Annotated in this window: 7 protein-coding genes; 3 read left to right on the forward strand and 4 right to left on the reverse strand. The window is 72.2% G+C overall.

Going from position 1 to position 11,752, the window contains the following annotated elements; genetic code table 11:
* Window positions 1-11: 11 nt before the first annotated feature.
* Window positions 12-1,559: a DUF6519 domain-containing protein gene (locus ABT254_RS09320; protein ID WP_351465975.1), complete on the forward strand. Its 1,548-nt coding sequence runs from the start codon at window positions 12-14 to the stop codon at window positions 1,557-1,559.
* Window positions 1,559-2,446 carry a peptidoglycan-binding protein gene (locus ABT254_RS09325; protein WP_351465977.1) on the forward strand — a complete coding sequence of 296 codons (888 nt, stop codon included), beginning with the start codon at window positions 1,559-1,561 and terminating at the stop codon, window positions 2,444-2,446. The genes ABT254_RS09320 and ABT254_RS09325 overlap by 1 nt, the downstream gene beginning before the upstream one ends.
* 28 nt (window positions 2,447-2,474) lie before the next feature.
* Here ABT254_RS09325 and ABT254_RS09330 read toward each other — a convergent pair whose 3' ends face one another.
* The 4 genes from ABT254_RS09330 to ABT254_RS09345 form a co-directional block, all read right to left on the reverse strand.
* Window positions 2,475-3,845 carry a M1 family metallopeptidase gene (locus ABT254_RS09330; protein WP_351465979.1) on the reverse strand — a complete coding sequence of 457 codons (1,371 nt, stop codon included), beginning with the start codon at window positions 3,843-3,845 and terminating at the stop codon, window positions 2,475-2,477.
* A gap of 77 nt (window positions 3,846-3,922) precedes the next feature.
* A complete protein-coding gene (locus tag ABT254_RS09335) occupies window positions 3,923-7,789 on the reverse strand; it encodes a Pls/PosA family non-ribosomal peptide synthetase (RefSeq protein ID WP_351465982.1) in 3,867 nt (1,288 codons plus the stop codon).
* Between the two features lie 286 nt (window positions 7,790-8,075).
* Window positions 8,076-9,632 carry an MFS transporter gene (locus ABT254_RS09340; protein WP_351465985.1) on the reverse strand — a complete coding sequence of 519 codons (1,557 nt, stop codon included), beginning with the start codon at window positions 9,630-9,632 and terminating at the stop codon, window positions 8,076-8,078.
* Window positions 9,629-10,048 (reverse strand): DUF3291 domain-containing protein, encoded by a 420-nt coding sequence (locus ABT254_RS09345; protein WP_351465988.1) that lies wholly within the window; start codon window positions 10,046-10,048, stop codon window positions 9,629-9,631. Before ABT254_RS09345 ends, ABT254_RS09340 begins: the two co-directional genes overlap by 4 nt.
* A 404-nt stretch (window positions 10,049-10,452) precedes the next feature.
* Between ABT254_RS09345 and ABT254_RS09350 the strand changes: the two genes are divergently transcribed.
* A complete protein-coding gene (locus tag ABT254_RS09350) occupies window positions 10,453-11,745 on the forward strand; it encodes an NAD(P)/FAD-dependent oxidoreductase (RefSeq protein WP_351465990.1) in 1,293 nt (430 codons plus the stop codon).
* Window positions 11,746-11,752 lie beyond the last annotated feature (7 nt).

Here is an 11,752-nt window from a genome sequence, read left to right on the forward strand (position 1 = left end):
GGACCCCCTTCATGCACGCTGATCTCTCCCGTCTCACCTTCCGGCCGGAGCGGCACTACTCCGCGGTCGTCGCCCAGCAGGGCCGCGTCCAGCTCGACGCCGACACCAACGAGCAGACCGCGATCCAGCTCCACCAGGCCCGCACCCTCGCCGCCGACCTGATCGGCCGCTACGGCGGGCCCCGCGACGCGGCGGGCTTCCGCATCGAGTACGTGGGCGGCAAGCACGACATCGACACGCTGTACATCCACGGCGGCCGCTACTACGTCGACGGCATCCTGCTCGACGCCGACCGGCCCGCACCCGGAGTGCCCGTACCCGACGAGGAGGCGGACGAGCAGGACCCGGCGACCCCGCCCTCGTACTGGACGTACTGGGACCAGCCCGATGCCTTCCGCGACCCGGAGAAGCCCGGCGACCGGCTGCCCTCGCCCGCGCAGTCGCCATTCGTGGTCTACCTGAACGTCTGGGAGCGCTCGGTGAACGCGGCCGAGGACCCCGCTCTGCGGGAGGTCGCCCTGGGGGCCGCGATGCCGGACACCGCGGCCCGGGTGAAGGTGGTCTGGCAGGTGCTGCCGCTGTCCCTCGCCGAACTGGCGATCGAGGACGCCGACCCGTCGAAGGAGGTGGTGCGTGCGGCCTTCGAGAAGTGGGCGAAGCGCCAGTCGCTGTCGAGTGGCCGCCTGGCCGCCCGCAGCCGGCGGCCCGACCACGCCGACGAGGACCCCTGCCTGGTCGGGCCCGACGCCCGCTACCGCGGAGCGGAGAACCAGCTCTACCGGGTCGAGGTGCACGCGGGCGGCGGGGCGAAGGACGCCACCTTCAAGTGGTCTCGGGAGAACGGGTCCGTGGTCTTCCCGGTCGACGAACTCGACGGTACGTGGGTGCAGTTGGCGTCCCTGGGCTACGACGACAAACTGGACCTGGACGTCGGCGACCACGTCGAGTTCACCGACACGGCGTACTCCTCCCGGCTGGAGGCCCTGCCCCTGCTGCGGGTCGAGGAGCTGGACCTGCCCGGGCGTCGGGTGCGGCTTTCCGCCGAGCCCGAACCGGGTGTCGGTCGGCTGCCCGGGCTCAACCCCTTCCTGCGCCGCTGGGACCACCGCGAGGGCCCCAGGCGCAAGGGCCGCACGGCGGCGCTGAAGGGCGGAGCCGTGCCCGTCGCGGAGGGGGAGTGGCTGCCCCTGGAGGACGGCGTCGAGGTGTACTTCGCCGAGGGCGGCAGCTATCGCACCGGCGACCACTGGCTGATCCCGGCCCGCACCGCCACCGGCGGCGTCGAATGGCCGGCCGACCCGGCGCGCCGCCCGCTGCTCCGGCGTCCCGTCGGCATCACCCGCCACTTCGCGCCGCTGGCCCTGGTCAAGGGCGAGGAGAGCGCCGTCGACCTGCGGCTGGCGTTCGGACCGCTGGCCAGCAGCATCCCGGCCGCGGACGAGGCGACGCTCGCGGCGGAGGAACGGGCACGGCGTGAGGAGCTGGCCGCCGAGGACCCCTCGCACGGGAGGTCGCAGACCACAGCGGAAGCGGAGGCAGCCGTGGACGGAGACGAGTGATGGCCACACCCCTGAGCGCATCCAAGCTGCTGGAGATCCTGCGTGCGGAGGGCCTGACGGTCCACGAGGTGCGCAACTGGCGTACCCACAACCGCAATACGAAGGGCCCTTGGGGCCCGGTGAACGGCGTGATGATCCACCACACCGTCACCTCGGGGACCGAGGCCTCCGTGAACATCTGCTACAACGGCTACTCGGGCCTGCCCGGCCCCCTCTGTCACGGTGTCATCGACAAGAAGGGCGAGATCCACCTCGTCGGCAACGGCCGTGCGAATCATGCCGGGTTGGGCGACAGCGACGTACTGCGCGCCGTCGTCAACGAGTCGAAGCTGCCGCACGACAACGAGGCCGACACCGACGGCAACCGGCACTTCTACGGCTTCGAGTGCATCAACCTCGGCGACGGCAGGGACCCCTGGCCCGAGGCGCAGAAGGAGGCCATCGAGAAGGTGTCCGCCGCGATCTGCCGCCACCACGGCTGGAGCGCGGCCTCGGTCATCGGGCACAAGGAGTGGCAGCCGGGCAAGCAGGACCCGCGCGGGTTCACCATGGACGGGATGCGCAAGCGGATCGCCGATCGGCTGGCCGGCCGGTCCCCGGCGCCCGACCCGGACCCGAAGCCCACTCCCTCGAAGCCGTCGTACGCGCCGTTCCCGGGCGCCGGCTTCTTCCACGACGGACAGAAGTCCGCGCTCATCACGGCCATGGGCAGGCGCCTGGTCGCCGAGGGCTGCGGCCACTACGAGGAGGGGCCGAGCCCCGAGTGGACCGACGCCGACCGCGAGTCCTACCGGGCCTGGCAGCGCAAACTGGGCTTCAAGGGCAGGGACGCGGACGGCATCCCGGGCAAGGTCAGCTGGGACAAGCTGAAGGTGCCGGCGACCTGAGAACCTGCGACTCCGGTGGCCCGCCCGCCTACGCCGACTCGGCGTTGGTGGGCGGGTGCGCCGGACGCGCCGGGATCTGCGCGGGCAGGGGCGGCAGCGCCGTGCCGTACACCCAGGCCTCGAACAGGTCGTCCAGCGGCTCGTCCGCGTACCGGCCGACATGGGCGGTGAACGTAGTGGTCGTCACCGCCCCGCCGCGGTGCAGCCCCGCCCAGCCGCGCAGCATCCGGAAGAAGGCGTCGTCGCCCATCGCGCAGCGCACCGCGTGCACGGTCAGGCCGCCGCGCTCGTAGAGCCGGTCGTCGAACATCGACTTGCGGCCCGGGTCGGCCAGCCGGAGATCCTGCGGCTGCGAGGACAGCAACCGGTGTGCGGCGGCGGCGAGTTGCTGGGCGCTGCGCCCGCCCGAGCGCTCCGACCACAGCCACTCGGCGTACTTGGCGAAGCCCTCGTTCAGCCATATGTGCCGCCAGTCGGCGATGGAGACGCTGTTGCCGAACCACTGGTGCGCCAGCTCGTGCGCGACCAGCCGCTCCGAACCCCGCGCCCCGTCCACGTGGTTGGCGCCGAACAGCGACAACCCCTGTGCCTCGACGGGGACATCGAGTTCCTCGTCGGTCACGACGACCGCGTACTCGCCGAAGGGGTACGGCCCGAACAGCTCCTGGAACAGGTCCATCATCTGCGGCTGCCGCGCGAAGTCCCGTGAGAACTCCGGCAGCAGATGCGCCGGGATGTGCCCGTGCTGCGGCACTCCGCCCGGCCCCGGGTCGCCCAGGAGCACCGTCTGGTACTTGCCGATCGCGAGTCCCACCAGATAGCTCGACGTGGGCGCGGACTGCTCGTACACCCAGGTCGTCGTGGACGCCTTCGTGGTGCGGGTCAGCAGCCGCCCGCCCGCCACCACCGCGTACGCGGACGGCGTGGTGATCGAGATCTGGTACGCGGCCTTGTCGGCGGGCCGGTCGTTGCACGGGTACCAGGACGGCGCCCCGATCGGCTGGCTCGCCACCAGCGCCCCGTCCTCCAGCTCCTCCCAGCCGAGCCCGCCCCAGGGGCTGGGGACCGGCTTGGGGTTGCCCGACCAGTGCACCTCGACGGTGAACGCGGCACCGGCCCGGACCGGCTTGGCGGGGCGGATGCGCAGGCGGCCGCCGCGATGCGTGTAGTGCGGCTGGCGGCCGTCGACCCGGACCCGGCCGATCTTGAAGTCGGAGAGGTTGAGGGTGAATTCGGTCAGCGGCGAGCGGCCCGCGATGGCGTTGATCCGGGCCGCGCCCGCCAGGCGGTTCGGACCCGGGCGGTAGTCCAGCGTGAGCTCGTACCGGTGCACGCGGTAACGCGCGTCACCGTGCTCGGGGAAGTACGGGTCCGAACCCGCCGTCTGCTGAACTGCCACTGCCGCTTCTGCTCCCTGCGCCGTCGTGCCACTCCGATCCGCCGGTACACCGCTCACCGACTCCGAGTGGCCCGCGCTCAGGGACGCCATGCCTCGATCGGGTTGCCGAGCCAGCGGGTGTCGTCCGGGACGGACTCCGCGGCCATGACGAGCGACGCGGGACCCAGGGTGGTGCGGGCCCCGATCGTGCTGCCGGGCAGCACGATCCCGCCAGGGCCCAGCGTGGCGCCCTCACGGAGTACAACAGTATCCGTCCGCAAGATCCGGTCGTGGAAGAGGTGCGTCTGCAGCACGCAGCCACGGTTCACGGTCGCCGCGTCCTCCAGGGTCACCAGGTCGGTCTCGGGCAGCCAGTAGCTCTCCACCCACACGCCCTTGCCGATCTTGGCGCCCAGGCCGCGCAGCCACGCGGTCATCAGCGGGGTCCCGGGCACCGAACCGGCCAGCCAGGGCACGGCCACGACCTCGACGAAGGTGTCCGCGAGCTCGTTGCGCCACACGAAGCCGCTCCACAGGGGGTGCTCACCGGCGCGGTGCCGCCCGACGAGCAGCCACTTGGCGACGAACGACACGACCGCGGCCGCGGCACCCGTGGTGAGCAGCACCAGCCCGGACAGCAGGGGAGCCCAGGGCCCGAGCAGGCACAGCGCAGCCACCGTCAGCACGGCCAGGCCGGCCGAGCAGAACACCGGCACGATCCGGCACAGCTCCACCAGACCGCGCGCCCACAGCAGCCGGGCCGGCGGGTCATAGGTCCGGCTCTGGTCGCCCGTCTCGGCGTTCCGCGGCAGCTTCACCGGCGGCAGCCCCAGATAGGAGCTGCCCTTCTTCGCCTTCTTCGGCGTCGCGGACAGCACGCCCACCAGTCCGCCGTCCGGCACGCTCCGGCCCGGTGCGGTCATCCCGGAGTTCCCGAGGAAGGCCCGCCGCCCGATCTCCGCGCGCCCGATCCGCATCCAGCCGCCACCGAGCTCGTACGGCGCGGTCAGCGTGTCGTCGGCCAGGAACGCGCCCTCACCGACGGTCGTGAGGCTGGGCAGGGCCAGCACGGTGGACACCTCGGCGCCGCGCCCGATCTTCATTCCGAGCAGCCGCAGCCAGACCGGCGTGGCCAGCCCGGCGTACAGCGGGAACAGGGTCTCGCGGGAGCGGTCCATCAGCTGCGTGACCGTCCAGGCCTGCCAGCCGATCCGGCTGTGCGTGGGGTGCGTGCCCTCGCGCAGGCCCAGACTCAGCAGCCGTACGGCGACGAGGATCAGCAGGGCGTACGCCAGCCCGAACGCCAGGGTGGCGGGGACCAGGGCGAGCGCGGCGCCGCGCAGGGGCGCGTCCGCGTCGATGAACGCGTACGCGACGAGGAACGCGGCGGCGCCCGCCAGCAGCGGCAGCGCGGACAGCACGAGGCCGGTCAGGCCGTACATCACGCGCCAGTACGTGCCGCGCTGCGGGCGCTCCTTGGGCCAGTTCCGCTTGGCCTTGCCGAGCTTGACCGCGGGCGCACCGGCCCAGCGCTGGCCGGTGGGGATCTGGCCGGTGACGGCCGAGCCGGGGGCCACCTCGGCCCGCTTGCCGACGCGGGCGCCCGGGAAGAGCATGCTGCGGGTGCCGACGGTGGCGTGCGCACCCACCTTGACCTGGCCGATCTCCAGCCGGTCGCCGTCCAGCCACCAGCCCGACAGGTCGACCTCGGACTCCACGGCCGCGCCCCGGCCCAGCTTGAGCAGGCCGGTGACCGGCGGCAGCGAGTGCAGGTCGACGTCCTGGCCGACCTTGGCGCCCAGCGCCCGCGCGTACCGCTCCAGCCAGGAGCCGGTCAGCGAGGTCGCCCCGCTGAACTCGGCCAGCCGCTCGGCGGTCCACAGGCGCAGATGGACGCTGCCGCCGCGCGCGTACCGGCCGGGTTCGACGCCCCGCAGCAGCAGTCGCGCGCCGCCCGCGGCGATCGCGAGCCTGCCGGGCGGGCTGAACAGCAGCACCGCGCCGGCCGCGACCAGCCACCAGGGAGCGGTCGGCAGCCAGGAGTAGCCGGGCAGCAGGTTCCCGGCCGCCACCAGGGCCACCGTCCAGCGCAGGCCGAGCAGCGTGAACAGCGGCACCAGGAGCAGCAGCTGGATCACCTTGGCACGGGTCGGCACCGGGGCGATCGTGCGCCGGCCGGCGTCGTCCTGCGCCGACTTCTCCAGGTGCCGGGCCAGCTTGCGCAGGGTGGGCTGCTGGTAGATGTCGAGGACGGCGGCGCTCGGGTAGCGGGTGCGCAGCTTCGTCGTCAGCTGGGCGGCGGCCAGACTGTTGCCGCCGATCGCGAAGAAGTCGTCGCGGGCGCTGGTGACCGGGATGCCGAGGACCTCCGTCCACTGCTCGGCCAGCCACGCCTCGGTGCCGTAGAGCTGCTCGGCCGGACCGCCGGTCTCCAGGCCCTCCAGGGGCCAGGGCAGCGCGTTGCGGTCGACCTTGCCGGACGTGCGGGTGGGCAGGTCCGTGACCGGTGCGAGCAGCGGCACGAGCGCGGCGGGCAGCTCGGCCCGCAGCTTCTCGACGGCGGCGGCCTGGTCCCAGCCCTCCTGGATGACGACATAGCCGACGAGGAGCTGGTTGCCGCTGCGTGCGGTACGCACCGCGGCGGCCGCACCCGCGACTCCGGGCAGCGCCTGCAGCGCGGCGTCCACCTCGCCCAGCTCGATCCGGCGTCCGCCGAGCTTGATCTGCTCGTCGGCCCGCCCGAGGAAGACCAGCCCCTCCGGCTCGGCCTTGACCAGGTCACCGCTGCGGTAGGCCCGCTCCCAGCCGAGGGACTCCAGCGGCGCGTACTTCTCCGCGTCCTTCTCGGCGTCGAGATAGCGTGCGAGCCCGACCCCGCCGATCACCAGCTGACCGCTGCCGCCCATCGGGACGGGCTCCCCGGTCTCGTCGACGACGGCAAGCTCCCAGCCGTCGAGCGGCAGCCCGATACGGATCGGCTCCTCGCCGGACATCAGCGAGGCACAGGCGACCACGGTGGCCTCGGTCGGACCGTAGGTGTTCCAGACCTCGCGCCCCTCCGTCACCAGCCGCTGCACCAGCTCGGGCGGGCAGGCCTCGCCGCCGAAGATCAGCAGGCGGACGTCGTTGAGGGTCTCGGGCTCCCACAGCGCGGCGAGGGTCGGGACCGTGGACACCACGGTGATCTCCTGCTCGACCAGCCAGGGCCCCAGGTCGGCGCCGCTGCGGACCTGCGAACGCGGCACCGGCACCAGACAGGCGCCGTAGCGCCAGGCCAGCCACATCTCCTCGCAGGACGCGTCGAAGGCGACCGACAGACCCGCCATGACCCTGTCACCAGGACCGATGGGGTCGTCGGTGAGGAACAGCGCGGCCTCGGCGTCCACGAACGCGGCGGCGCTGCGGTGGCTGACCGCGACACCCTTGGGCTTCCCGGTGGAACCGGACGTGAAGATGATCCACGCGTCGTGCTCGGCACCGGGCCGGGCGGCGGGGACGTCGCTGCGTCCGGTGACGGTCAGCTCGTGCCCGGCGCCGACGACCGCCCGGACCTCCGCCTCCCCGAACACCAACTCGGCCCGCTCGTCCGGGTCCTCGGCGTCCACGGGGACATAGGCGGCACCGGCGGCGAGAACGGCGAGGATCGCGACGTACAGGTCATTGGTGCCGGAGGGGACCCGCACACCCACGCGGTCCCCGAGCCCGACCCCGGCCGCCGCGAGGCGCCGGCGCAGCTGCTCCACCTCGGCGGCCAGCGCCCGGTAGCTGAGACGGGTGGTGCCGTCGTCCAGGGCGAGCTCGTCCGGGTAGGACCGCACGGAAGCGTCGAAGATGTCGACGAGCGTGCGCGGGGAGGCCGCCTGACCTCCGGAGAAACGTGCGGTGTCACCGAACTGCTGGTGGATCTCTGCGCTGAGCTCATCGTCGAGCAGGCCGAGAGCGCTGCTCTCGTCAATGGCTGCCATCCGGTCCTCGCGTCTCGATCCCGGAAGCCTCCGGGGCGCTGGCGGGCCCGCAGGTCTGCCTGGGGTTGTCCGGGTCCAGCTCCGTAACAAGCCGGAAATTTTAGTACGACGCTAGGTTCGGGACGGCTGATCGGCCACTCGGGTGGGCCGTCCGGGGTGGTCCGGGCAGCCTTACGCCCGCTGTGACCTGCTGCTTTCACTCCGGGGAGAGATGGCCCACACAGTGCGTGAAGAGAGCACGTGCGGTGCGGGAAAGGGCACTTGTCCGTTCCGCGGGGAGCGGCCCTCACTCCCCCTGGGGGGACCTTCGCGCCAGCAGCGCCCAGGCCAGAACAGCCGCACCGAACGACACCCCCGCCACCACCCACAGCGCGCTGTGCACGCCCGCCGTGAACGCGTCCCCGACCGCGCCCGTGATCTGCGGTGACGAGCGGCCGGCGGACCTGCCTCCGCTGCGGGCGACCGAGACGACCTGGTCGATGACCGGCGCCGGCAGATGGTGGGCGGCGAGGCGGTCGGGAAGGGTGCCGAGGAAGCGGACGGCGAGGACGGCGCCGAGGATCGCCGTCGCCAGGACCGAGCCGACCTGGCGGAAGGCCGTCACGGCCGAGGAGGCCGCGCCCATCTGCGGGCCCTCGACCACTTCGAAGGCGGCCGCCGTGGACGGAGCGACCACCAGACCGCTGCCCAGCCCGGCGAGCACCAGCCCCAGCGCGGTGACCCCATAGGAACCGTCCGGCTGCTGACCCAGCAGCACCAGAGCGGCAGCGGTGGTGACGAGCGAGCCCGCCGCCAGCAGCCGGCCCGCGCGGACCCGTCCCGCCAGGCGCTGCGCCACGGCCGTCGCCGCCACGAACGCGAGCATCGCGGGCAGCAGCCGTATGCCGGTGTCCAAGGGGCCGAAGGCGCGCACCCGTTGCAGGAAGAGGACCTCCAGGAAGACCACGCCGACGAACACGAACAGGGCGGCCGCAGCGACGCACAACGCCGCCGTGTAGCGGGCGTTGGCCATCATGCGGACGTCCAGCATCGGCACCGCCCTGCGGCGCTCGGTGAGGACCAGCGCGGTGAGGGAGAGGGCGGCCACCGCGAGCACGGTGAGCACCACCGGGTCGTCGTACCCCGCCCGGCCGCCCACCGCGATTCCGTAGACCAGCGTGGACAGGCCGAGCACGGCCCAGAACTGGCCGGCCAGGTCGAGGGGACGGTCCGGGACCCGGGACTCGGAGACCGCCCTCAGCGTCACCGCGATGGTGATCACCGCGAGCGGTGTGTTCACCAGGTAGACCGCCCGCCAGTTCCACGTCTGCAGCAGGGTGCCGCCCAGCAACGGACCCACGGCCAGACCGACGCCCGAGACCGACACCCACACGGCTATGTAGCGCAGCATGCGCGGCAGGTCGACGAAGAACGTGGTGGTGATCAGGGCGAGGGACGTGGGCAGGACCAGGGCGCCGCCCAGTCCGCTGACACCGCGCCCTATCAGGACCTGCGGATAGCTCTGCGCCGACGCCACGACCAGGGAACCGGCCGCGATCAGCACCGTGCCGGTGAGGAACACCCGGCGCCGCCCGAACCGTTCGCCCAGCGCCCCGCCCGACAGGACGCAGGCCGCGACGACAAGCGTGTACGTGCTGGACACCCAGCTCAGGTCGGCGGGCGCCACCTGCATGTCGACCTGGAGCGCCCGCAGTGTGGAGATGGCCGCGGTCACCTCGATGAACGACATGAACAGGCCGAGGCAGGCGGCGAGGAGGACGAGACGGCCGTGCGGGACAACTGGCGTCGGCGGCGCGTCCGTTGTCAGGGACGGGCCCGTGTTGAGCGGTGCGCCCGTGCTCATGTCGCCTGCGCCTCCCGCTCGGCCTGCTCGGCGAGGCGGCGCTGCGCCTCGTCCCAGGTGATCGGCAGCTGGTCGCGCTCGGTGTTCCAGAACACGAACACCGAGCCCTTCATCCCGGGGCGCAGCCCGCGCACGCTCCGCGCATGCGGATCGGTCGCGGAGAAGGTGTTCAGCGCCTCCTGGTCCCGCCAGGCCGACAGCGTCCAGAACGTCCTCTTCAGTGGCTCCGCCTTCAACGACGCACCCAGCAGCCCGGGCGAGCTGCGGACCTGCTGGAATATCACCAGGGACAGCAGGAAGAACCTGGGCACGCCCAGCAGCGAGCGCAGCTCCAGCCGGGAGGCCATGACCAGCGGCGGGCCGGAGGGCTCGGTGCCGTCCTCGGCGGTGCCGGGCATCCAGGGAATCGTCGGCATGAAAGGTCTCCTCGGCTGAGCGGTCGGGAAGGCCGTGCGGGAGCAGGCGGTCGGTTCGTCGGTCATTCACAAGAGTCCGTGAGCGCCGGATTCCGTACACCCCCGCAGGGGTGAATCCCGCCGCACTGCGTGCAGTCGAGCGCACGGAACGTGTGGCGCAATCGCGCCCACGGAGCCCCGTACGACCGGATCCGGACAGTCCGCAATCCGCGCCATCGGAGCCTTCGATAGCGGAAATCCGGGCGCCGATGGGCCGATTGACCCCGATTTCCGGCCCGGCCTACGGTTCTTGTGCGCCGTCCGACGGGCAACTCGCGGACCGCGACCCCTTTCAGAGGTATCAGCCCTCTGCGCCTCACCGTGACCGTTCCCGAGAACTGTTCGAGCCGAGGTGCAGCCCTGCCATGACCACCCGTGTCGCTGTCGTCGGAGCCGGGATCTCCGGACTCTCCGCCGCCCACCACCTGCCGGACGACGTCGAAGTCACCGTGTACGAGAGCCAGGACCGCCCCGGCGGCCACGCCCACACCGTGGAGGTCGACGAGGGCGGCCGCACCATCGGCGTCGACACGGCGTTCGTGGTCTTCAACGCGCGGACCTACCCCGAACTCACCGCCTTCTTCGAGAAGCTCGGCGCGCGCGCCCTCGACCACACCGGCGGCTTCGACTTCTTCGACCTCGACCGCGGACTCGACTACGGCACCGCCGAGTTCGAGCTCTCCGAGGACGAGATCGCCGCCCGCTACCCGGCCGACTTCCTGCCCCTGTGGCGCGACGCGGAGCGCTTCCACCGCGAGGCCCCGAAGGACTTCCTGCGCAAGCGCACCGACCTCTCCCTCGGCGACTACCTGGACCGCGCTGGCTACAGCGACGCCTTCAAGTACGGCTATGTCGTGCTGCTCGCCACCGCCGTCTGGTCGGTGCCCGCCGAGCTGATCTGGGAGATGCCCGCGACCACGGTGATCGCCTTCTTCATGTCCCACGACCCCGGCGGCCTCGGCGGCCGCTCGGTCGCCTGGAAGACCGTGTCGGGCGGCAGCATCGAGTACGTCCGCCGCGTCGTCGCCGGCGTCAACGGCAAGGTCCGCACCGGCGCCGAGGTGACCCGGGTACGGGAGGACGGGGACGAAGTCGTCATCGGCACCGCGGCCGGCGAGGAGCGCTACGACTACGCCGTCCTCGCCGCGCACGCCGACCAGACCCTCGCCGTGCTGGAACAGCCGACCCCGCTCCAGGCGCAGATCCTCGGCAAGGTCCGCTACAGCGCCACCCGGGCGATCCTGCACACCGACCCGTCGAGCATGCCGCCGAACCGGGACCGCTGGCAGAGCTGGAACTACGGACTGAAGACCGTGGACGGCCGCCCCCGCACCTGGGTCGCCTACTACATGAACTCCCTGCAGGGCTTCACCGCCGAGCACGACTACTTCGTCACCCTCGACTCGCCGATCGTCCCGCGCGACGAACTCGTCGTCCGTGAGCTGCCGTTCACCCACCCGGTCATCGACCTGGAGGTGCGTGCCATGCAGCGCACGATCTACGACGTCAACGCGCCCGGCGGCCGGATCAAGCTGGCCGGCTCCTACTTCCACGCCCCGCGCATCGGCGTCGACCTCATCGGCTCCCACGAGGCCGGATTCGTCTCCGGGCGCAAGGCGGCCGAAGCCGTCGCCCGCGAGATCAAGACCCGTCACTGAACCGCAC

Origin of the sequence: Streptomyces sp. NPDC001137, from assembly GCF_040298885.1 — a bacterium.
Taxonomy (GTDB): domain Bacteria; phylum Actinomycetota; class Actinomycetes; order Streptomycetales; family Streptomycetaceae; genus Streptomyces.

Bases quoted from the DNA above. Each gene is read 5' to 3' on its own strand.
- ABT254_RS09345 (WP_351465988.1), bottom strand. From the start codon at position 10,048: ATGCCGACGATTCCCTGGATGCCCGGCACCGCCGAGGACGGCACCGAG.
- ABT254_RS09350 (WP_351465990.1), top strand. From the start codon at position 10,453: ATGACCACCCGTGTCGCTGTCGTCGGAGCCGGGATCTCCGGACTCTCC.
- ABT254_RS09335 (WP_351465982.1), bottom strand. From the start codon at position 7,789: ATGGCAGCCATTGACGAGAGCAGCGCTCTCGGCCTGCTCGACGATGAG.
- ABT254_RS09320 (WP_351465975.1), top strand. From the start codon at position 12: ATGCACGCTGATCTCTCCCGTCTCACCTTCCGGCCGGAGCGGCACTAC.
- ABT254_RS09325 (WP_351465977.1), top strand. From the start codon at position 1,559: ATGGCCACACCCCTGAGCGCATCCAAGCTGCTGGAGATCCTGCGTGCG.
- ABT254_RS09340 (WP_351465985.1), bottom strand. From the start codon at position 9,632: ATGAGCACGGGCGCACCGCTCAACACGGGCCCGTCCCTGACAACGGAC.